Here is a 22,863-nt window from a genome sequence, read left to right as displayed (position 1 = left end):
CATTTCAAAACACCTCTTTCTTTTTTTATTATATCATTGTTTAGATTTTGGTGTTCCTACTTTACTATAGCACTACATAATATAGAAAGCCGCTTACTTTCATTGAGCTTTTTTAGGGAAGAAGCTTCGTATGTCGTCCCAAGATTTATAAATTCTTTTATTTTAACAATAGGAATATCTATTTTTTCAGGAATAAAATTAAACTTTTCTAAGTAAAGTAATTTTTTTAGTATTTCATGAAAGGATGATACAGAAGTTTTTCCTATATTCTTTTTTAACCATCCAAAATCTGATAAATACTTATCCTTTGTCATTTTAAGAGTACTATCTAATAAATCTTTTTGTTCTGATGTAAGATTCTGTGTCAAAATATTATGAATATTGATTTCAACCCTTTGGCGTGTTTTTGAAATTATATGTTCCAAATTACTTAAAGTCGTTGTAATTACTATTCCTTCAGATCTACATAATTCCAAAAGTTTAATCAATAGTTCTGTTGTTTGATATCCTCTTTCTATAAATGGAACAAGCAAAACTTGTAATTTATATTCATTTTTTTTATCAAGAACTTGAAATCCAAATTTTTCTTGAAGTTCAATTCGATGCTCATAGAGAGTTGCTTCTCGAAGACTATAATTTTTAAAATCTTCATGCATTAAACCTAATTGTTTACTTATAAATTTAATTAAATTAATTGGAATTATAGATAAATTATCAGGAATAAATCCAGGATATCTACATAAGCATAATTGAACTGCAAATCCTAATCGATTAGAATTACGCCTTTTAGATAAAATAATTTTCAAATCTTTTTTGCTTAGCATATAAAATGCACCTAATTCATACATATTCATAGTAAATAAAGAATTGATAAATTCTTCCCGTTGAAATTTATTTAATAATTCCCCTGAACGTTTATACATCAGCTTTTTTCCTTTAGAGATTTGAGATTTCTATATAAAACTGATTTACTTACTCCTGTCATCTCTTTTATTTCTTTGATACTATATTCTTTTCCTTCATAAAGTTTAATAGCACGTTTTATTTTTTCCATCTTTGTTTTGGGTCTACCACCAACACGTCCTCTTAAACGTGCAGAAGATAGTCCTGCTTGTGTTCTTTCAATTAAAATATCTCGTTCTAATTCAGCAATACTTGCCATAACGTGAAAGAAGAAACGCCCAGTTGGAGTAGAGGTATCTATAAAATCAGTTATTGATACAAATTGAATTCCATTTTTTTCAAAATATTCCGCTAATTCTATTAAATGCCTTGTTGATCTAGATATTCTGTCTAATTTATATACAACAATCGTATCACTTGAACTTGCCGCTTTTAAAAGTGCAGTTAGCTCAGGTCGGTTTGTATTTTTTCCTGAATTTTTCTCTTCATATATTACTTGTGCACCATAATTTAAAATAGAATCTTTTTGTAAATCTAAATTTTGATCTGTTTTAGAAATTCTAGCGTATCCAAAAATTTTTCCCATAAAAATTTCCTTTCTTTCCCAATACTTAACTATACTATATCATACTGGTACTTTGATTAAAAGAAAAGTTTTGGGAAAATATGTAAAACTAATGACATCAGATTTTATACTATGTTAGTAGAAAGCTAAAATTATTAAGCTTGATGAAGAAAATTTTCCCAAAAACGTTCGTTTCTGGGAAAGCTTAAAGTAGAAAATTTATAAAATTTTTCTTTTACAATTCCTTACCGTATATTTTCGTCAATTTTCTGTTCCTACCCCTATAAAGAGTTGTTACAGGAGCAATTCAAAGCAAGACTGTCCATCGTTCTGCGCAAGAGAGGCGGATACAAGGACGGGGACGGATTTTTCGACCATATGACCGATGATATACGCTCAATGTTTCCTGATACGCCGCTATCCTTTGATTATGACGATATAGATAATAAGTACTATCAAGGTATCAACTTCAAGATTTATATGGTAACAGAAGATGATAAGATTGAAATTGGTGACGGAGGGTTCGTCGATTGGATGGGGCAAATGCTGGGTAGTAAAAAGGAACGCTGTTTAATTAGCGGCATTGGTTTAGACCGATTTCTTATGTTTGGCGAATGAAAGGAGAACAATAATGGAACTTAAAAAATGGTCGTATGACTATACTGGCGGGTTAGCACAATTCGCCAACAACAAAAATATTGCAGATAACCTGCTTAATATTTTCCCACACCCCTATACTGAAGAAAACGCACGTCAGTTTATTGAATTCTGTTTAAACACCTCGGAAGATGAGCAAATCAACCGTGCAATCCTTTATGACAACATGGTAGTTGGGAGTATCAGTCTTACACTCGGCAAGGACGCTTACGCAAAGAGTGCTGAAATTGGCTATTGGTTGTCTGAGGAATACTGGGGTCGAGGAATCATTTCAGAGGCTGTTAAAGAAATCTGCAAGATAGGGTTTGAAGTACATGGTCTTGCAAGAATCTATGGCAATGTCTTTTCTTACAATAAAAGCTCTTGTAAAGTCCTTGAAAAGTGTGGTTTTGAATTAGAAGGCACATTGAGAAAGTCAATATTTAAGAATGGTGAGTTTTTCGATTCTTATAAGTATAGCCTGATAAACTAATTTCCACTTTTTGTACAAACTAAGTGAATAGAGGCACTTTGCAAAATATTTCAACATACAAGCAGGAAAGGTTTATTTAATTTTAGCCTTCTCCTGCTTTGTGTAGTTAGTAGTCATATTTTGAATAAATTATGATTGATATGTTCCCACGAACTACCGAACGTATGAAAATTGTGTTATCTTTTCTGTCTACTCACCCTATCCATAAAATTATGGATTTTTTACCAGTGGATATGTTTCCGAACAATAAAAAAAGCGGCAGGATCAGTTTTCAAACCAATCTTGCCGCTTCGCTATGTTCTCATAAACGCCCTAAAATCAAGACTTTAGGCTATCTTTCTTTGTGAGCAATGCAACACTCTCGACATGAGGAGTATTCGGAAACATATCTACAGCTGTACTTTTTGATATTTTGAATCCGGCATTCATAAGTATTTCCATATCCTGAATAAAAGTTCTCGGATTACACGATACATAAATTATATCATTCATATCAAATTCCAGTATTTTTTCAAGAGCTTTCTGTCCCACTCCCGGTCTCGGCGGATCTAAAATGATTATGTCAGGTTTTATCCCCTCTTCTCTCAGCTCCTCCACTTTCTTAAACACATCTCCTGCGATAAACTTGCAATTCTTAATATTATTAAGCCCGGCATTTTCATTAGCCTTTTCCACAGCTTCCTCTATCAGCTCTATTCCATACACATATCCGGCATTTTTCGCTATTATCTGTCCTATTGTTCCTGTGCCGCTGAAAAGGTCAAATATTACCTTATTTTCAGTGTCCGGTAAAAATTCAAGAACCTTCGAGTACAGCAGCTCTGCCCCTGATGAATTAGTCTGGAAAAACGAATACGGACTTATTTTAAAGTCATAACCCAGAAGTTTTTCGTGAAAATCCTTCTCTCCGTATAGTATTTCTTCTCTTTCAGAATTTACCATATCAGATATATTATCATTAATCGTCCATAAAAGTCCGATAATCTTTTTACTAAGTTTCAAATTTAGAATTCCATTCTTCCATTCAGTAATATCATAGTCTAATTGTGAAGTTGTAATCAGATTTATAAGCAGTTCTCCGGTAAATTCACCTTTTCTTATTACCAGGTTTCTAAGAAAACCTTCATGTTTCATCTTATGGTAAAAATTCAGATTTTCCTTTTTAAAAAATTCAATGGTAAAATTAGTTATTTTATTAAAATCTTCATCCATTAACTTGCATTCACTTATCGTGATTATATCATAAAAGCTTCCTCTCTTATGCAGCCCTAATGTGAGCGGACCGTCTTTTTCCGCATTTCCAAATGTAAGCTCCATTTTATTTCTGTAGCCGAATTGGTGACTGCTAGGAACTATTCCGGTAAAATTCCCGGAATCAATATGATTATCACTAAAAAGCTTTCTAATCTGCCCTTCTTTCAAAGCAAGCTGGTCATTGTATGACAAATGCTGGTAAGTACATCCTCCGCACATCTCAAAATGAATACACTCAGGCTCTGTCTGATTTTCTGCTTTTTTTATTACTTCTATATTTCCGATTTCAATTTTATCTTTTTTCAATCTTTTTATTATCCCAGTTACTATCTGACCTGGTATACAGTTTGATTTTGGATAAACTTTTCTATTTTCAAAAAAACCATACGGCTTATTTGGAAATTTTACGTCAATTATTTCTACTGTGAGTTGATCTCCTTTTCTCATTTTCTCTCCTAATATTTTAATTACTTTCCAATATTTTTTCCAAATCCAGATACGGTTTTATCTCTTCCTCTTTTATCAGATTCAAATCCACATGGCAGTACCCGCCGGGATTCTTTATAAGATAATTCTGATGATATTCTTCTGCATCCCAGAATCTGCTCTCCCTTTTTACATCTACCACTATTGGTCTCTTATAGTCTTTCGCTTTAGACAGAATAAATTTCTCGGTAATTTCTTTATCCTCGTCAGTTTTGTAATATACACCTGTTCTGTATTGTGTTCCTATATCATGTCCCTGTCTGTTTAAAGATGTGGGATCTATTATTCTAAAAAAATGTTCAAGTATCTTTTCCAATGTTATTATATTTTCATCATATATTATTTTACATGCTTCGGCATGATTCGTAGTACCGCTGCAGACTTCCTTATATGTAGGACTTTCGCTGATACCGTCTGTATATCCTACTTCTGTTTTTATAACACCGTTTAATCTTTGGAAATATGCTTCCACACCCCAGAAACATCCCCCTGCCAGTATAATCTCTTTCATCTTTTATCACCTCGTGTAAATAAGATACCATACTTTAAGATATTTTTCCATATTTTATATTTTTTTCTGCTATTTTTGAAAAAATGTATTATAATATATTATAAGAGGTGATATTAGATGATATTAAAAGTTAATTCTTCAGCAAAGAATGAATTTATTGAAGTAACATCCCTGATTAGAGATACCATACTGGAAAATAAGTGGAGAAACGGTGTACTTTTCCTAAATGTACTCCACACTACCGCTGCTCTCACCATTAATGAAAATGCAGACGACGACGTAAAAGCCGACCTTATTAATGCCCTGAATGATCTGGTTCCTGATATCAGATATTACCATAGTGAAGGAAACAGCGATTCACATCTGAAAGCTTCACTTATAGGTTCTGATCTCACGGTACAGGTCGTAAACGGTGTTCCTGTTTTGGGAAGATGGCAGGGAATCTACTTTTGTGAATTTGACGGTCCCAGATCAAACAGAGAGATAAAAATACTCTTTATAGAGAAATAATACTTTATATATGGAAGCAGAAATGCTTCCTTTTATATTTTTCTGAAATTCAGATAAGTTTATATTTCTTCAAAGCATTATATATTCCGTTATTACTCACATTATCAGTTGTCATATAGGCTATGTCCTTGATCTCTGCCACTGCATTTCCCATTGCTGTGCTGTATTTTACCAGTTCCATCATTTCTCTGTCATTTTTACCGTCTCCGAATGCATATGTCTTTTCATATGGTATTCCTAAATATTCATACAGGTATTTCACAGCTGTTCCCTTTGAAAATCCGGGAAGATAGATATCCATATGAGTATTGGGACTTTCATAAATATGATAGACCCAGTCTGACGGCAGATTTTCTATAGTATTGTACAGATCTTTTTTATCATGAAAAAGTGCTGTTACCGCATTAATTTTTTCATTAACGGGAATTCCCGGTCTGTAATCAGGTTTTCCATATATTTTATCATGTTCATGTATAAGAAAATCATTGGCATCACTGACTAATATGTCATGATATCCGCCCATTATATATGCTCCGTTAAACTTTTTTACCATATCCATGAGATTAATCAGCTGTTCCTGTGAAAAAAACCTGCTGTGTATCTCATTTCCAAGAAATTCAATATAATTACCGTTTGATAAAACCATTCCTGAAAAAGGAAGTTTTTTTAGTTCTTCTGTAAGATTGGTTCTTGCAGTGGCAACCACACAATAATTCCCGGTCTTATCCAAAAGGTCTATTGCCTCTTTTGTCTGCTCTGGGATATTATCCATCCCTATTGAGTGATCCAGAAGTGTTCCGTCTACATCAAAAAAAATTATATTTTTCATGGTTATCTCCTTTTCTTATATTTGAATGTTTTTCTAAAATTATTTAATCTATAATATTATTTATATTTATCACTTAAATTTTTTTCACTGCTCTGCGTTTTTTGAATAAATATACTTGTTCTAGTACCACACCTAAAACCGATCCGGCTATCAGCCCGTTTCCTGCAAAAGCCGAAACCACAGAAGGCAGCTTATTTAACGCTGAATGCGGTAAAAATAATATTCCCACACCTGTTAAGAGGCTGATTCCGATTATTGTGTATGAATGCTCTGCATCAATAATCTTTTTCAATTCAAATAACGCCATGCTTATCATTTTCGAAAAAAGTACAAAAGTGACAGAATAGCCAATTGCAGCAGGTAAGGCCGCCATAATGTTTATAAACTTCGGGAATAATGAAACAAAGCTCACAAATATACATCCCAGCAAATAAGGAATCATTGATTTTTCGCCGATTTGAGCTACAAAACCTGCCGAACTGGAAATCGGCACTGTTCCTACAGTATTAAATGTACCGCCCAAAATCTGATTTATTCCTGAGACAAAACCTGATCTTTTATATTTCTTCATTAACTTCTGCTCGTTATCGCCTGTTATGTTTCCCATAATATTTATAGAGGCAAGCATATTCATTATTAATAAAAATGTTATAAAAAAAGCTGTAGACGCCATTCCCATATCAAATTTCGGAATACCGAATGCCAGCGGTCTGGGAATATTCATTATTTTATCCTCAAATATAACTGTTCCGTTTTTATGAAAAATTATGAATATGATCCACCCAATTCCTATACTTAATAAAACTGAAAACTGTCTTATCTTTCTATTCTTTGAACTGCCGAGAATAAATGTCAGCATAATTACCGCTATGCTCAAAACTGCCGTTAATATATCTATTTCCTGATTCTGTGCATTTATTCCCGCAATGCCTTTTACAAATGTTCCGCTCAGCTGTAGTGTAAGTAAAATAAGATATATAAAAGTTACTGTAGGAGTAAAAATAACAGAACTCTTCTCGATTAAACCCGTAGCTGAAAAAATTACAAATAATACTCCGCTGAATATCATACCACCCGAAAAAATCTGTAGAACTTCCACATTTGTAGCATAACCTGCTGCTATAACACCGCTGTAAATACTCAAAACACTCCACCACAAACCGGCCGGACTTTCCGATATGGGCATTTTATGCCCGAAAAACCCCTGTATACACCCCGCTACACCCAGGATAAAAAGTGTATTTTGCATTAATGTAAGTGTTTCCTGCTGATTCAGTGCAAATAAGTCAGATATTGAAATTGGAACTGCTATTGATGCCGCTATTATAAAAAGCATCCATTGCAGTCCCAAAATAAAGTTTTTCATACTTCTCCCCTTTCAAAGCAAATATATCAGTATTTAGTTTCTATTTATAATTTAAACCCAAAAGGGGTTATTGTCAACTTTTTTTATTAGTTTCTTAATCAAAGCAATATTATAATATTTCTAAGACATCAACTGTTTCATGACAAAATTATACCGTCTGAAGAAATTAAATATATTGATCTAGCTTTACTTAATGTGATATAATCTCAATATTTAAATTATAAAATTTATGTCAGGTGATAAAAATGGAATCTATTATAAAATATCTGAAGGAAAGACGAAGTTCTCTTCTTATGGAGATTAAATCAGGGGATAATACTAAAATAAAAGACAAAATAGAAACAGACACAGCAGTTGCATGGCTTGAAAAGATAAATGAATTAGGACTTGAACATCCTAAAGAATATGATTTTATCAAACTGCCGGATATGAAGACCGGCTATTCCGAATATCATATAATGAATGATTGCGAATCCGGTGATGTCAATAATTGGATTGAACTAAAAGATGAAACAGGTTATCCTGTAACATTGATATTTGATGATATTCTGATCAGCCGTAAACCAAAATAATTCTTTTTGTTAAAAATGAAAAGCTGTATCAAAAAATTTTGATACAGCTTATTTTTATCTTATTCTGCTGCCTGCTTTATTATATCAGCAGGATAGTTTCCCAGTTTTTTTATTTAAAGAAAATTTCTAATAACCAAATATCTCTTCAAGCTTTAATTCTTTTAAAGTACCATATTTTTCAAGATCCGATTTCAGAATATTTTCCTTTTTTCCTATAATTATCATATTATATTTTTGATTAGAAATATTCTGCTCAAAGAAAGTCTTAAATTCTTGGTAAGTCATGCTTTTTACCTTGCTGTATACATATTTTCTCGGATCATCTTTAAGTCCAAGTCTTTTATTACCCAGATATGCCTGATATACATCATCTTTTATTATTCTCTGGTTTTCTATATTTTTAAGGATCAGTTCTTTAGCTTCATTAAATTGACCTTCTGTTACTACAAAATTATCAAGAAGCCCCTTAAATGAACTAATCGCATCATCTGTTTTATCAGACTGTGTTCCTATGTAAGATATCAGATAAAATGAATTATCTCTTTTATCCGGTGACTTTATATATGAATAAGCACTGTAAGCAAGGGCTTTTCCTTCTCTCAGTTTCTGAAAAGGTATAGATGAAAGACCTTCAGAATATAATGTGCTGTAAACCATAGAATACGGCAGTGTTTCCAGTGTAAATTTACCTTCTTTACTCAGAATCATAATATCATTCTGGATACTGTCATAATCAGCATAATAAATCTTATTACCTGTTATATTCTGTTCTTTATATTTATCAGGAGCTTTTTCTGTTTTTGGATTTTTCACTTCAAGATTATTATTCAACGGCGTTTTCAGCGTATTCATTTCTCTTGGGCCGAAATAAAAAACCTCATGTTTATAATTAAATAAATCTCTTATTTTTTTAACAAGTTCTTCAGGGTTCATATTTTTTATATCTTCATTCGACGGAACATCATTAAAAGGATTTTTTGCCCCGTACATGATATAGTTGCTTATACCGTTAATTGTTACATTTTTATTTTTCTTTACCTCATTTTTTCCTGTAATAAGGTCATCAGCATAATTTTTGTATATTTCGCTGTCAGCCTTGGCATTCAGCAGATAGTTCTGAAGAATATCCACACCGTTTTCAAATGACTTGTCCAAACCGCTGAGTACAATTATTACATTTTCCGAATTCATGTCCACAGATATATTTAAAGCATTTTTATAAAGCTCTTCCCCGAATTCTTCCGGTGTATATTTATCAGTTCCAAGATAATTCAGATAATCCAATGCTATTTTCAGGTCTCTGTCATTGTAAGAACCCCTGTCAATAACATATGCCAGCTTAAATATATCTGATGTTGTATTTTTTATATAAAAGACATCATTTTTATTTGGAAGCTTGAAACTCTGCATATCTTTTTTGAAATCAAGAAATTTTGGTGAGATATCCGTTGATTTTTCACTCATCAATTCTTTTGCAAATTCTGATCTGTTATTATTATTCAGATCCAGCGGAGTAATCTTCGGTTTATCCACAGAAACTTTCAGCTTATTTTCTCCAGTTCTTTTATAAACCACTACATAATTATCCTTAAATTTTTCATTTGAAAACTTTACCATATCGTCTTTTGTAAGTGAATCAAACTGCGTTTCAGCAGTAATCATTGAATCCATACTTTTATTATTTATAAACAGATTCTTGAATCTTTCCACAAGATAGCCGTTATTGTCCTTTGCCTGTTCACGCCCGAGTTCTACGTTATTTTTTACTGACTGAATTAATTCGTCACTGTAATTCCCTTTTTTCAGATTATCTATCTCTTCCAAAATAATATTTTTCACATCCTCAAGACTTTGTCCTGCTTTCGGAATACCTATAAGCATAAATGTAGTATAATCTTTAGATGATAAAACCACTTTATCCAAAGACAGCACTTTTTGCTTTTGAAGTACATTAAGATCTATCAGCCCGGCTTTATCATTCTGGATCAATTCAGCAAGAAGCCCCAGCTTCACGCTTTCCGGCTGATTTATTTCACCGTCAAATCTGTAAGCTACAGCCACGAAATCTGTCTGTCTTCCCTGCACTGTGTCTACTGCAATTTTGTTAAAATCCTTTGCAGTATACTCTTTATATTCCAGAGAATCATTCTTTCTGAAGTCTCCCCAGTAATTTGTAATAAGCTTTATGGTATTATCATAATCAAAATCACCTGACAGAATTATAGCCATGTTATTAGCTACATAATATTTATTATAAAAATCCATAATCGCAGCCATCGAAGGATTTTTCAAATCCTCTGCACGTCCTATTGTAGTTTTCTCACCATATGGATGCCCGTTATAAAGCCTTTTATTTATATCATTTATTACCCAGAAAAAGTCATTATCCTGATTCTGGTTGAACTCTTCATATACAGTTTCCAGCTCTGTATGAAACAATCTCAGTACCAGTCCGCCGAATCTTGTTCTTTCCAGTTCTACCCATTTTTTCAGTTCATTGGATGGAATCTCAAGTACATAAACAGTTTCATCATTATTAGTAAAAGCATTATATTTCTTCCCGCCCATACTTTTGACTATTACATCCAACTCATTTGGAGCGGCATATTTCGCAGCTTCATATGATAATTTATCAATTTTCGCATATATTTCATTTTTTTCTTTCTGGGTTTTTGCTTTTTTATGCTGTTCATACAGATTAGTTATTTCATCAATATAGGGTTTTTCTGCCTCCCAGTTTACAGTTCCTATTTTTTCATTCCCTTTAAATAACATATGTTCCAGATAATGTGCTAAACCTGTGTTGTCGCTCGGATCATATTTAGAACCTGTTCCTACCACTATTCTCGTCTCTATAACCGGTTTTAGTTTATTTTGTACCATATAAACTTTTAATCCGTTCGGCAGTGTGTAGAAACGTCCCAGATTTTCATTTTCTTTAACTGTTTCATATGTATAGCCGTTCTTATCAGTTTTCAGTTCTACATCAGCTCTTAACAGCGAAAATAAAAAGATATTTAATATTAATCCCAGTAACACCCATGAAAATTTCTTACTTTTTATCAACTTTATTACCTCCTTTTTCTCTTAAGTATTTTACGATATTTTATTTAATAGTTCAAGAATTATAAAAAAATACTTTTCATAAAAAAAATTCATAATGAACTAACAGGATAAAACTGCTTGGTTCAATTATGAATTTTCCAAATTTTAGATATAATATTAATAATTTGTGTTATTTAGTTCAAAGTATCCTTGATCATGCAGGCATGCAGGACATTTAACAGGTGCTTTGTCTCCTGTATGAACATATCCGCATTTAGTACATTTCCACTCTACTACTTCTGATTTTTGGAATACAGTGTTAGTTTCTATGTTTTCAATTAATTTTCTGTAACGCTTCTCATGTCTTGCTTCTACTTCTGAAATTTTGTCAAAAGCTGCTGCAATTGCTCCGAATCCCTCTTCACGAGCTACTTTGGCAAATTCAGGATAAAGATCTGTCCACTCTTCATTTTCTCCTGCTGCTGCCGCTTTTAAGTTCTCCAGTGTTTCTTCAAATAATGCCACAGGATATTCAGCAGTTATTCCTAGCATCTCTCCTTGTAATTCTTTATCTTCATTTAAAAATGAGAAAAAACGCTTTGCGTGCATACTTTCCTGATCTGCTGTTTCCTCAAAAATATCTGCTATTTGAACATATCCTTGCTTTCTTGCTACTTTTGCATAATATGTGTATCTTCTGTTAGCCTGAGATTCCCCGGCAAATGCTTTTAATAAATTTTCCGCTGTTTTAGTTCCTTTTAGTTTCATTATCCTACCTCCGTTTTATATACAATCATATATAAAACAATATACCTTTTCACCAATAAAGTCAAGGAATAATTAACCTTCTATTCACTAAAAAATTTACGCTCATATTATTTGAAAACCTAACTAAAATTCGGTATACAGCCAGCAAAATAAAGCTGTTTGACCAAAAACACCATGTTTTTATACACTATGCACTGAAACAAAGCAGTTATTATTCCAAAATCAGTTGTATAATTTTTAGTTGTCTTCTATTTTTTCAATAATCGCTTTTTTAAAATTTTCAGTTATTAATAAAGTTCTAAATAAATAATTGGCCTGCTCATGAGAAATTGAGCTCAACTCTTTTAATAATTCAAAATCTTCCACTGCTGTGGCATATGTAATATATTTATCTCTTATTATTCTGTAAAATCTATTAAACTCCATTTTCCCTCCTATTACGAACAGTATTTTTACCCCCGAAATATGTCAACAAATTCAATAAAAACAGCACTTCCATAACATTAAAAGTTACGAAGACTGTGTTCGTTATTTTTTATGAAATTCCAGAATTTCTATTACATCTTCCAGATTTTTTATTTCTTTATATATTAGTTCTGATATTTCGTCATTAGATTCAAGAAGATCAGGAATCATAACCGGTATCATATCCGCACTTTTAGCTGCTCTAAGCCCGTTATAAGAATCTTCCAGAACTATTGTATTTCTAACATCAGCTTTTAGTCTTTCTGCTGCTTTCAGGAATATTTCCGGATCCGGTTTCCCTCTCTTTACTTCATCGCTGCATACAAGAAAATCAAATCTATGAAGTATTTCAGCATTTTTCAGCATAAATTCAGCTTTTTCCCTTTTGGAAGATGTAGCTACTACCTTTTTAATATTATTTTTCTCCAGATAATCAGCCAGTTCAAAAAATCCCTTTTTGATTCCTATCTCTTTGTTTATTGATGCTGACAGCAGCTTTTCATCTATTGCCTGAAATACTCCTTCGAAATTAACGGGTTTTCCCAGATATTCCGTGTAATAAGCTTTTGTAGATTCTTCGTTTAGTCCTACAGTGCCCAGAATTGCCTCCTCTGTTACATTATATCCAAAATCTTTGAATACTTCCAGCCCGAATTCCAGATAAAGCTTTTCTGTGTCCAAAATCAGACCATCCATATCAAATATAACTAATTCTATTTTCTGCATTTTTCCACCTATTCCTTATTAAAAATTTTAATTGCATCATCAAGGCTGTCACATTTTTTGTATATAAGTTTAGTAATTTCTTCTGTTGGTTCTATCATATCGGGTATCATCACCGGAAGCATACCTGCTCTGTGTGCTGCTTTTATTCCGTTTAACGAGTCTTCAAAAACAAGACATTTTCCATATTCTGTTTTAAGATTATCGGCAGTTTTCAAAAATATCTCCGGATCCGGCTTTCCGTTCAGGACTTCATCACCATACATTGTAAGGGAAAAATATTTCATTGCCCCTGATTCATTCAGCAGTCTTTCTGCTTTTACCCGACGGCTTGATGTTGCTACCGCCATTTTCATATTAATGCTTTTGAGAAATTCCAGCATATTGAACAGTCCTTTTTTCACAGGAACTCCATATTCATCAAAGTAAGCCGAATATTTTTTATCCAATATTTTCCAAAATTCAACAAACGGAAAATCAGGGAATCCTTCTGCTTTAAAAATCTCATATGCCCATTTATGATTAGTTCCCACTGTTTTTCTCAGAATCTCTTCTTTTACATCATAGCCAAGTTCTTTTGCGGTACCTGGCGCAAATTTCAGGTACATCATTTCAGTATCAAACATAAGTCCGTCCATGTCAAATATTACCAATTCCACACTTTCCATCATTTTTTCGCCCTCTCCTGCTTATTTTTTTTGTAATTATTAGATATATTATACACCATTACTGTAAAAATTCTTACTATTAATTTTTTTAATTTATATATTATATATATTTTGCACCTACTTGTACTTAATAAATGCATATGTTATTATAAAATAAAAAAGAAATTGTGAGGTGTCTATGAACTACAAAAGTACAAGAAATAATGAAAAGACTGTAAAGTCCAGCTATGCAGTTCTTCATGGTCTTGCCGGCGACGGCGGACTTTATATTCCTGATGCCCTTCCTTCGGTTAATCTGGATTATGAAATTCTAAAGGATATGTCTTATCAGGAGACTGCTCTCTATGTGTTAAAAGAATTTTTTCCTGATCTCGGAGAAGAAGAATTAAAAACGTCAATAAATAATGCTTATAGCAGTACCACATTTAATACACCGGAAATAGCCCCTGTAGTTAATCTTAATCAGGGTGTAAGTCTGACGGAACTTTTTCACGGGAGAACACTGGCATTCAAGGACCTTGCTCTTTCACTTTTCCCATACCTGCTCACAGCTTCCAAAAAGGTTGAAAATGAGCAAAAAGATATCCTTATACTTACTGCCACTTCAGGTGATACCGGAAAAGCTGCTCTTGAAGGATTTCGTGATATTGAAGGGATAAAAATTATTGTGTTCTATCCTAAAAACGGTGTTAGTCCCATGCAGGAAGACCAGATGAGAAAACAACTCGGCAATAACGTTGATATTGTTGCCATAGAAGGAAACTTTGATGATGCACAGTCTGCTGTGAAAAATATTTTTTCCAGCGATGATTTCAAAAAATTATGTCAGGAAAATAACATGACTTTTTCAAGTGCAAATTCCATCAATATAGGACGTCTTTTTCCTCAGATAGTTTATTATGTTACTACTTATGTAAATTTGAGAAATAAAGGAATTATAAAAGAAGGTGAAAAGTTCAATGTAGTAGTTCCCACGGGAAACTTCGGGAATATACTGGCCGGCTTTATAGCAAAAAAATTAGGCATCCCTATTAACAGATTTATTTCAGCATCAAATGAAAATAATGTTCTTTCAGATTTTTTCAATACAGGGACATATAATAAAGAGCGTCCGTTTTATACGACTAACTCCCCTTCAATGGACATACTTCTTTCTTCGAATTTTGAAAGATATCTTTATTATGTTACAGGTGAAAATTCTGGACGTTTATCTGAACTAATGGATAATCTCACGAAAAATAATACTCTTTCAGTAACAAAAGAAGAACTGGCAGAAATACAGAAAGAGTTCTGCGGAGATTTTGCCACTGAAGCTGAAACTGTGGCTTCTATTAAAAAAGTTTATTCAGAATCTGCTTACTTAATGGATCCTCATACTGCCGTAGGCTATGCTGTACTGGAAAAATATCTGGAGAAAAGCGGGGATAAGACACACTCAGTTGTTATTTCCACTGCCCATCCTTATAAATTCCCATATGCTGCAGCACAGGCACTGGATATGACAGAAAAAGAAAATCCTTATGAAATGCTGGATGATTTGTCGGCAGTTACAGGGATTAAACTTCCAAAGCAGCTTACCGAGCTGAAAACTCTTCCGTTGAGATTTTCTGTTATTATAGATAAAAGTGAAATTTCTGAATATGTTAAGGATAAAATTACAGGTAAAAAATAATATACGGGGATAAAATTATTAAAATATAATGATTTTATCCCGTTTTTATAATTTTATCATATTTATATTACCTGATTCTTTGTTCTATACTCCCTTTTATGCACTGCAAGCGTACAAAAAAACTAGACTCACATTATGAGCCTAGCACTTAAGGGGGTTTTTAATGAAGAAAACAAAGTTTCTTATAAAAACACTTACAAATTATCACTGTCGACTTATTTTTTACTTTGAATATACTTTGTTTAATCTTAGAGGTATAACACAGAAAGAAAAATATTTTATATTTGTTTCAATTTAGCGTATTATATACTATAATAAATTAAATAATAAATTTAGGAGGAAAGATGAAGAAGCTTTGGGAAGGTCGTTTCAAAAAAGAGACAAACAAACTGCTTGAAAAATTCAATGCATCTATTCTGTTTGACAGCAGAATGTCAGATGAAGATATCAAAGGAAGTATTATACATTCTAGAATGCTGGCAAAGCAGGACATTATTTCCGCAGAAGAGCAAAAAGAAATAGAAAACGGTCTGCTTCAAATAAAAGAAGAAATCCAAAACGGTAATTTTGAATTCAGAATTGAAGATGAAGACATACATATGGCTGTGGAAAAACGCCTCACTGAACTAATCGGTTCTGCTGCGGGAAAGCTTCATACAGCAAGAAGCAGAAATGATCAGGTTGCTCTTGATATAAGAATGTATACACGTAATAAAGCACACTATATCATAGAACTGCTTATTTCTCTTGAAAAAACACTTATTGATCTGGCAGAGAAGAATATCGATGTGATAATACCGGGTTATACTCATCTTCAAAGAGCTCAGCCTATACTATTTTCTCATCATCTCATGGCTTATTTTCAGATGTTCAGAAGAGATATCACAAGACTTCTGGATTATCTTGACAGAAGTGATGAAATGCCGCTGGGAGCCGGTGCTCTCGCAGGGACTACATTTAACATCGACAGACATTATGTGGCACAGGAACTGGGCTTTTCTGGAGTTACGCAAAACAGCCTTGATTCTGTAAGTGACAGAGATTTTATAATAGAATTATCTTCTGCTATTTCTATTATCTCCATGCATTTATCCAGATTTTCCGAAGAAATAATAATCTGGTGTACTTCAGAATTTAATTTTATAAAACTTGATGATGCATTTTCGACAGGTTCCTCTATTATGCCTCAGAAAAAGAATCCTGATATACCAGAGCTGATTCGTGGGAAAACTGGAAGAATATACGGTAATCTTATGGCAATTCTTACTACAATGAAGGCTTTACCTCTGGCATACAATAAAGATATGCAGGAAGATAAAGAAGGAATATTTGACTCTATTGACAATATAGAAATTTCTCTTGAAATTTTTAGTGAAATGCTTGCCACTACCACTATCAATGATGAAGAAATACTAAAATCCATGAAATACGGCTTTCTGAATGCTACTGATGTGGCTGACTATCTTGCCAAAAAAGGAATTCCATTTAGAAATGCACATAAAATTGTCGGCGAGATTGTAAGCAGCTGTGAAGAAAAGAAAATTGCAATTGATGATATGACTCTGGAAGATTTTAGAGAGTTTTCACCTGCATTTGAATCAGATATCACAGAAATAATAAAAACAGAAAACTGTGTTAATGAAAGAAAATCTTTTGGCGGTACATCAAAAGACAATGTTTTAATGCAGATAAAAAATGGAAATGATTTTTTAAACTCACTTTTGCCTTAGTTTTTCTGTTATAACAAGTTATAAATAACTTAAGTATATATATTATTTATTTTTCATAAACTTAATTATATACTTAGGTTATTGACATTATTATAAAATTATGGTAAATTCTATTTATAAATAAGCTATAGGAGGATAACTGATGAAAAAGAATTTTAGGATAATGAATTTAGACAATTTTATTCAATAAATTCCTATTACTGTTTTTCATTATATTTCTGTTAGTTTTAGTTTAATAGTATTTAATCAGTCAATGGGTGTCCATTGATTTTTATTTTTAAAAATTTTTAGGAGGTTAAAATGGCAAAAGATAAGGTAGTACTGGCTTATTCAGGAGGACTTGATACATCTATTATTATCCCGTGGCTCAAAGAAAACTATGATTTGGATGTAATAGCCTGCTGTGTAGATGTCGGTCAGGAGGATGATATGGAAGAAGTAAGAATAAAAGCTGTGGAATCAGGAGCTGCTAAAGTTTATGTAGAAGATAAAAGGGAAGAATTCGTAAGAGACTATGCTTTCAGAGGACTAAAAGCCGGAGCTGTTTATGAACATAAATATCTTTTAGGTACTGCTTTTGCCCGTCCGCTCATTGCTAAAACACTTGTAGATGTGGCTCATAAAGAAAATGCAAAATATATATGTCACGGGGCTACTGGGAAAGGGAACGATCAGGTAAGATTTGAAACAGGCATTGCTTCTTTTGATCCTGATCTGAAAATAATCGCTCCTTGGAGAATGTGGGATATCAGTTCACGTGAAGATGCTATTGATTATGCTAATAAACATGGAATAAGCGTACCGGTTACCAAAGAAAAAATATATTCGCGTGATCAGAATCTGTGGCATATTTCACATGAGGGCGGAGATATTGAAGATCTTACTACAGAACATCAGGAAGATGTTTTATATCTAATGACTACTTCTCCGGAAAAGGCTAAAAATGAACCTTCTTATGTAGAAATTTCATTTGACAAGGGATGGCCTGTTAAAGTAGACGGAAAGGCTCTTCCGCCGGTAGTACTACTTGAAACATTAAATAAAATTGCCGGGGAAAACGGTGTAGGAATTACTGACATTGTAGAAAACAGAGTTGTTGGTATGAAATCACGTGGTATCTATGAAACTCCGGGAGGAACTCTTCTGATGGAAGCTCTGCAGGAATTGGAATGTATTATTTTTGACAAAGATACACTTAATTTCAAAAAACTAATTTCACAAAAATATGCGGATATTACTTATTCAGGTCAGTGGTTTACACCATTAAGAGAAGCTCTTGATGCTTTCGTCGATAAAATACACGAAAATGCTACAGGGACTATAAAATTAAAATTATATAAAGGAAATATAAAAGTAGCTGGAAGATATTCAGACTACGCGCTTTACAGTGAAAAAATCTCATCTTTCGGTGACAGCGGCGAATTATACAGTCACAAAGATGCTGAAGGATTTATAAAACTTTTTTCTCTGCCAAACAAAATAAGAGCATCAAAAAAATAATAAAATTAAAAGAACTGCCTCTCTCTGAAGCAGTTCTTCTTTTATTTTTTTGTACTACGTAATTTTAATAATCTTATTATCTCATTTTTTACTTCTATTGACTTATCTTGCAGTTTATCTCCGCTTACTATTATTTTCCCTTTCTCATCTATGTATCTGATAAGATTTTTATTTGAATCAAAGTAGTATCTTTCCTGATATACTTTCGTTTTTTTCTCATTGAATTTTTTATCAGCTATATGAGCGTTATACTCTGATCTTTCTTTATACACAAATATCGGGTAGTTATCCCCAAAATATACTTCTTCGTGTAATTTTCCCGTTTCTCCGAAATAATCACCCACAATTACCTTTAACCTTTTATTTTCGTAATGATAAACTACTGTACCGCCTTCTGTACTGTTATTATCATCAGTAACAGTCACTTTCTCATATTTAGGCATATCTTTTTGTATAAGCTCATACTCTGCTCTTACATCCTCTACTGTTAAAAATTGCTTTGAATATGATAAAGTAAATAAAAAACACATTGCTATCAAAAAATACTTTTTCATTTTCCCTCCTTCATTTCTTTTATTAATTATTATTCCACATTAAACATTTCATTAGGATCAGAATTACCCTTTTTTGGCTCCTGAGGTACGTTATAGTCCACTTTGACACTCGGATTCTGAGTCTGAGTCTGATTTTGTCCATTTTTAACTATATTAACAGTTGTTTCAGGAGTATTTGTTTTTGATTTTTCAGGTGTTCCTCCTGTTAAACTTGGACGGCTGCTATCAAATTGTGATTGAAATAACGGTGTATTATCAAAATTCGATTTCGAAGTTGTTGAAGAATTAAGTGATGCCAGAGCTTTTTTAGCATCTTTATTTCCATTTGCAGCAGCTATACCATACCATTTTTTCATGCCTTCCATATCTTTCTGTCTTCTGTATGTTTCTACTATAGCCATTGCTGCCTGTTTATCACCGGCATTATAGCCTTTTATAAGATATGATCTGGCTTCTGTATTTTTGTTTTGATCCAGATATATATACCCTATATATGTATTAGCCTTTGTTTCACCACGAGCCACGACTTTTTTGTACCACTTCAGTGCTTCTGACATGTTTTTCTGACTTGCATTTATCTGGGCTATATTTATGTCTACTCTTTTTTCTCCGGCATTATATGCTCTTTCAAACCATTTTTTAGCTTCTGAATAATTTTTTTCATTCATATATGTTCCGCCTATTGCTGCGAGCATATTCTTATCATTCGTGTTTAATGCATATTTTTGTGACCATTTTAGATAATCTTTCTCATTCCCCATCTCTTTACTTATTATCGCAAGATTTCTTATTGCATCGTTATTTCCTTTTTCTGCTGCCATTTCCAGCCATTTTTTAGACTCTTCTTTTTCATTGCTCTGATAGTAAAAAGCTGAAAGAGCCAGCATTGCCTGAACATCACCGTTTTTAGCAGCCTCTTTAGCCTGTTCTATTTTAGCCTGATCAACATTCTGATCAGAATTCATTTTATTATCATCAATCATACTCTGTCCAAGTGCTGTTATTCCAGAAGTATCCTGATTTCCATTATTAATATTTTCTGATGTTTGTGTATCTTTTTTCTCTTCCGTATTATCTATGTTTTTCTTTTCACCGCAAGAAAGTACTAATAATAAAGAAAACAATATTATAATTCTTTTCATACTTACCATCTACCTCTTTTTAATCAAAATATTTAAAATGACCCAATTTCTGTAAATCTTTCTATATGAAATAAAGTATCCCTAAAAAATCCTGTTGTCGGTTCATCTTCATAATTAAGTGTGTATATTCCATCTTCGTTATTCCATAATCTTTTGAAATAATCGTTCATTTCCAAGTTAATCGGAGCTTCTGAATCGGTTACTATTCTCAGATTAGCATCCATTATGAATCCCCTTATGTTTTTTCTTATAAAGTTCGACGAACCTCCATTTACAATTACTGTTCCGTCTTTCTTTTCTATTTTCATATATTTTGTGTGAAATTGTTCTCCATTTGTAAAATACCATTTTATTTGTACTTTATTTTTTGTTTTCTTCATAATTTCTTTAGCCACAGGCTTATTCGGAAGCCCGTTTGTATCCATTCCAAAAGCATCTTTGTTTCTGTCGAGGATCATTTGTATTTCTACTCCTCTGTTAGCTGCATCTATCAGATGTTTTATTACTTCTTTATCAGATAAAAAATACATTCCTATCTGAATTTTATCACCCGCCCTTGTAGCTTTTATGTCCCTGTCCAGTGTCTCTCCTACTTTCAGTTCTGTTATCATCTTCACCTTATATCTGGAGTCTTCATAGTCAGGATACTCATAATCAGGTTCTACATCTATTTTTTTATTTGAAAATTCTCCTACTAATCTTGCATTTTCTATAGATTCATTAATAATATTTCCGTTTACCTCAAAAGATGTATTACTATTATAAAAACTTGCATCGTGTATATTAGCAGAAGTTAATATCAGTGATTTTTCAGTAGTAAAAATTTTTCTGTGATCAGCCTTTACATTTACTGCTCTTAATATATTTCTTATTGCCATATCGGGATACTGTTTTCCGTAAAAATTCGGAATCCATCCTTTTTCTATAGGATTTCCCAATGGTTCTATAAAAGTTCTCCAAATGGGAGAATACCATGGATATATATCCTTAAGTTTGTATATTTCTACCATTGTCACATCAATTCCGTTTTGTTCCAGCTTTTTAAATATAGGATTATCGTAAGAGCCGTACAAACGGTTATTTTCATCAGTAAGAAGATATATTTTAAAATCTTCGTTTTCCTTTTTCTTATCAATCAGCTTTTGGGAAAACTGTTCGGAAAATTCGGGAAATTTCCCAAAATTTCTGTCATATATCTGATTATATAAAAATATATCAATTATCAAAAATTCCTCTGCTTCATCTATATTTTTATATACTTTGTTGAAAATATGTGTATCATATGCAGCATCTCCGTCTTTAGTGAGATATGACAGATCATACCTGAATTCTGCTATATCACTGTGATATTCCTTACTTTCAAAGTCTACTCCCGGAGGAGGCGTCTTAATACTGCTGCATGATAGAAATAATAAACATAATACTGCTATTAGTATGTAGCTATTTTTCTTCATTTATTACCTCTCGTTTATATTCTGTATCATATTGTATCATAAAATTGTTATTAAAAAAAGAATATTCATACTTCTTTTTTTAATTCTCCTTTTGCTTAAATAATTTTATATATAAATATTTCATAAAATAAAAACTACTTTTCTGTAAAATCTTTTTTATTTTATGAGCGAAGTATTTCCTGCATAGAAGTGTTGATCTCTATATAAATAGGAAGATGATCCGATATATATGATTTTATCTCTTCATAATTATTTTTTATATAATTATATACTCCGTATCTTCCTGTAAACTCCTTAGTTTGTTTCCTGCTTATAAAAAAATTATCATATGGATTTACCAGTGATTTTTTACCCAATGTAGTAAGGTCAACATCCGGATTCAAGATATATTCTATCTGCTCTGGATGTCTTAAAAGCTTGCCGAATCCTCTGTTATCCGCAGGCAGATTAAAGTCTCCTGCTATTATTACATCATTTTCTAACGGAACCTTATTCTGAAAAAACTCATATACCAAAATGTATCTCGCTGCCTCAAGAATACGTTCCCTTTCACGTTTTCCATATACTGAATGAGCCAGTACATATATAAAATCAAATTCTCCTGCTTTGAACCATACACCGTAAGGTTCTCTTTCAAAGTCCGCTGACTTTTCTTTTTGGTAATAACCAACGGCTTCCTTTATACTCACTTTTTCTTTCTGCCATATATAGGCAAAATATTCTTTGTATTCACCTCTGCCTGCTGGTTTTTCAGATATATGATATTCCCATTTTTTCCCTGTTATTTTTTCCAGATTACCTTTTATTATTTTCAGACTATTTTCATTCATTACTTCCTGTAGCCCTATCAGTTCAAATTTTGACAGTATCTTTGAAAACTGGTAATAATCTTTTTTGTTTTTCCCCAGTCTCAGTGTATTAAAACTTGCGACTAATATCGTGTCTTCCGGAAATAATAAAGAAAACAAGACGAAAAATAAAACAAAATACCTCATAACTCCCCCTAATGTTTTATTT

At 32.5% G+C, this 22,863-nt stretch carries 22 protein-coding genes; 7 read left to right on the top strand and 15 right to left on the bottom strand.

The window, feature by feature from the left end:
- Positions 1-56 precede the first annotated feature (56 nt).
- Together NK213_RS06525 and NK213_RS06520 are read right to left on the bottom strand one after the other, a co-directional pair.
- Complete coding sequence (locus tag NK213_RS06525) at positions 57-923, bottom strand: DUF4158 domain-containing protein (RefSeq protein WP_253348012.1); 867 nt, start codon at positions 921-923, stop codon at positions 57-59.
- On the bottom strand, positions 923-1,489 hold the full coding sequence (locus NK213_RS06520; protein ID WP_253348010.1) for a recombinase family protein: 567 nt from the start codon (positions 1,487-1,489) through the stop codon (positions 923-925). Before NK213_RS06520 ends, NK213_RS06525 begins: the two co-directional genes overlap by 1 nt.
- 357 nt (positions 1,490-1,846) lie before the next feature.
- On the opposite strand from NK213_RS06520, the gene NK213_RS06515 reads away from it, so the two are divergent.
- Positions 1,847-2,086: a hypothetical protein gene (locus tag NK213_RS06515; protein ID WP_253348008.1), complete on the top strand. Its 240-nt coding sequence runs from the start codon at positions 1,847-1,849 to the stop codon at positions 2,084-2,086.
- A gap of 13 nt (positions 2,087-2,099) precedes the next feature.
- Positions 2,100-2,597, top strand: coding sequence for a GNAT family N-acetyltransferase (locus tag NK213_RS06510; RefSeq protein ID WP_253348006.1), 498 nt, complete (start codon positions 2,100-2,102; stop codon positions 2,595-2,597).
- Between the two features lie 318 nt (positions 2,598-2,915).
- On the opposite strand, the gene rlmD is transcribed toward NK213_RS06510, so the two are convergent.
- Both rlmD and msrA read right to left on the bottom strand, forming a co-directional pair.
- The gene (gene rlmD / locus NK213_RS06505) at positions 2,916-4,298 is read right to left on the bottom strand and encodes a 23S rRNA (uracil(1939)-C(5))-methyltransferase RlmD (RefSeq protein ID WP_253348005.1); all 1,383 of its coding nucleotides are present in this window, start codon (positions 4,296-4,298) and stop codon (positions 2,916-2,918) included.
- Positions 4,299-4,314: 16 nt separating this feature from the next.
- Positions 4,315-4,848, bottom strand: a complete 534-nt coding sequence (gene msrA, locus NK213_RS06500) for a peptide-methionine (S)-S-oxide reductase MsrA (RefSeq protein ID WP_253348003.1) — start codon at positions 4,846-4,848, stop codon at positions 4,315-4,317.
- 117 nt (positions 4,849-4,965) lie between these two features.
- Between msrA and NK213_RS06495 the strand changes: the two genes are divergently transcribed.
- Positions 4,966-5,358 (top strand): secondary thiamine-phosphate synthase enzyme YjbQ, encoded by a 393-nt coding sequence (locus tag NK213_RS06495; protein WP_253348001.1) that lies wholly within the window; start codon positions 4,966-4,968, stop codon positions 5,356-5,358.
- 49 nt (positions 5,359-5,407) lie between these two features.
- Here NK213_RS06495 and NK213_RS06490 read toward each other — a convergent pair whose 3' ends face one another.
- Positions 5,408-6,187 carry a Cof-type HAD-IIB family hydrolase gene (locus tag NK213_RS06490; protein WP_253347999.1) on the bottom strand — a complete coding sequence of 260 codons (780 nt, stop codon included), beginning with the start codon at positions 6,185-6,187 and terminating at the stop codon, positions 5,408-5,410.
- 73 nt (positions 6,188-6,260) lie between these two features.
- A complete protein-coding gene (locus NK213_RS06485) occupies positions 6,261-7,553 on the bottom strand; it encodes a purine/pyrimidine permease (protein WP_253347998.1) in 1,293 nt (430 codons plus the stop codon).
- A gap of 245 nt (positions 7,554-7,798) precedes the next feature.
- On the opposite strand from NK213_RS06485, the gene NK213_RS06480 reads away from it, so the two are divergent.
- Entirely contained in the window at positions 7,799-8,125 is a 327-nt protein-coding gene (locus NK213_RS06480) for a hypothetical protein (RefSeq protein ID WP_253347996.1), read from the top strand.
- 126 nt (positions 8,126-8,251) lie between these two features.
- Here NK213_RS06480 and NK213_RS06475 read toward each other — a convergent pair whose 3' ends face one another.
- From NK213_RS06475 to NK213_RS06455, 5 genes are all read right to left on the bottom strand, one after another.
- A complete protein-coding gene (locus tag NK213_RS06475; protein ID WP_253347994.1) occupies positions 8,252-11,191 on the bottom strand; it encodes a pitrilysin family protein in 2,940 nt (979 codons plus the stop codon).
- 156 nt (positions 11,192-11,347) lie between these two features.
- Positions 11,348-11,938: a rubrerythrin gene (rbr, locus tag NK213_RS06470; RefSeq protein WP_256478664.1), complete on the bottom strand. Its 591-nt coding sequence runs from the start codon at positions 11,936-11,938 to the stop codon at positions 11,348-11,350.
- A 237-nt stretch (positions 11,939-12,175) separates the two neighbouring features.
- Complete coding sequence (locus tag NK213_RS06465; protein WP_253347991.1) at positions 12,176-12,364, bottom strand: hypothetical protein; 189 nt, start codon at positions 12,362-12,364, stop codon at positions 12,176-12,178.
- A 102-nt stretch (positions 12,365-12,466) separates the two neighbouring features.
- Positions 12,467-13,129: an HAD family phosphatase gene (locus tag NK213_RS06460; protein WP_253347989.1), complete on the bottom strand. Its 663-nt coding sequence runs from the start codon at positions 13,127-13,129 to the stop codon at positions 12,467-12,469.
- A gap of 8 nt (positions 13,130-13,137) precedes the next feature.
- A complete protein-coding gene (locus tag NK213_RS06455; protein WP_253347987.1) occupies positions 13,138-13,797 on the bottom strand; it encodes an HAD family phosphatase in 660 nt (219 codons plus the stop codon).
- Between the two features lie 175 nt (positions 13,798-13,972).
- On the opposite strand from NK213_RS06455, the gene thrC reads away from it, so the two are divergent.
- From thrC to NK213_RS06440, 3 genes are all read left to right on the top strand, one after another.
- A complete protein-coding gene (gene thrC, locus NK213_RS06450; protein ID WP_253347985.1) occupies positions 13,973-15,466 on the top strand; it encodes a threonine synthase in 1,494 nt (497 codons plus the stop codon).
- A 344-nt stretch (positions 15,467-15,810) separates the two neighbouring features.
- Positions 15,811-17,196, top strand: coding sequence for an argininosuccinate lyase (gene argH / locus NK213_RS06445; protein ID WP_253347983.1), 1,386 nt, complete (start codon positions 15,811-15,813; stop codon positions 17,194-17,196).
- Positions 17,197-17,496: 300 nt separating this feature from the next.
- Complete coding sequence (locus NK213_RS06440; RefSeq protein WP_253347982.1) at positions 17,497-18,696, top strand: argininosuccinate synthase; 1,200 nt, start codon at positions 17,497-17,499, stop codon at positions 18,694-18,696.
- A 41-nt stretch (positions 18,697-18,737) separates the two neighbouring features.
- On the opposite strand, the gene NK213_RS06435 is transcribed toward NK213_RS06440, so the two are convergent.
- The 4 genes from NK213_RS06435 to NK213_RS06420 form a co-directional block, all read right to left on the bottom strand.
- A complete protein-coding gene (locus NK213_RS06435; protein ID WP_253347981.1) occupies positions 18,738-19,250 on the bottom strand; it encodes a hypothetical protein in 513 nt (170 codons plus the stop codon).
- Positions 19,251-19,279: 29 nt separating this feature from the next.
- The gene (locus tag NK213_RS06430) at positions 19,280-20,392 is read right to left on the bottom strand and encodes a tetratricopeptide repeat protein (RefSeq protein ID WP_253347980.1); all 1,113 of its coding nucleotides are present in this window, start codon (positions 20,390-20,392) and stop codon (positions 19,280-19,282) included.
- Between the two features lie 32 nt (positions 20,393-20,424).
- Positions 20,425-21,846 carry a phospholipase D family protein gene (locus NK213_RS06425; RefSeq protein WP_253347979.1) on the bottom strand — a complete coding sequence of 474 codons (1,422 nt, stop codon included), beginning with the start codon at positions 21,844-21,846 and terminating at the stop codon, positions 20,425-20,427.
- A gap of 161 nt (positions 21,847-22,007) precedes the next feature.
- Entirely contained in the window at positions 22,008-22,841 is an 834-nt protein-coding gene (locus NK213_RS06420) for an endonuclease/exonuclease/phosphatase family protein (protein WP_253347978.1), read from the bottom strand.
- Positions 22,842-22,863: the final 22 nt, after the last annotated feature.

Origin of the sequence: Sebaldella sp. S0638, from assembly GCF_024158605.1 — a bacterium.
In the GTDB taxonomy this organism is placed as follows: domain Bacteria; phylum Fusobacteriota; class Fusobacteriia; order Fusobacteriales; family Leptotrichiaceae; genus Sebaldella.
This window is presented reverse-complemented; position numbering and strand designations above follow the sequence as displayed.